We start from the raw sequence: 300 nt of genomic DNA, 5'->3' as shown, positions 1-300 counted from the left end.
ATATTTCACTTTGCCAACTATCTTCAATTTCCTTCCAACTATCCTTATCGTCAATACGAAGTACATCCCCAAAACCGATAAAGTCGGCATTCATGGCTTGTGATTGAACAAGTAAGTCCTTTAAACCTTCTTCTATTTGTTTTTCCATCAGATCTTCCACTTTTTTTATTCCTGCTGGTTTTGAAATGTCCAGATCGCAATTTAATTCGTCTAAATCCCCTGTTACCACTACTTTTATCGTAAATTTCGGTTTTCCCTTCGTTATCTTTCCATGGATAGCTGTTTTGGAGTGAATAATGG

General features: G+C 36.3%; 1 protein-coding gene. It reads right to left on the bottom strand.

Features of this window, described 5'->3' with window-relative positions:
• Window positions 1–300, bottom strand: a 300-nt coding sequence (locus tag EOC06_RS38820; RefSeq protein WP_206631421.1) for a Ger(x)C family spore germination C-terminal domain-containing protein, incomplete at both ends; no start/stop codon positions are given.

Origin of the sequence: Mesorhizobium sp. M7A.F.Ca.MR.362.00.0.0 (assembly GCF_004023175.1) — a bacterium.
Classification (GTDB): Bacteria; Pseudomonadota; Alphaproteobacteria; order Rhizobiales; family Rhizobiaceae; genus Mesorhizobium.
This window is presented reverse-complemented; position numbering and strand designations above follow the sequence as displayed.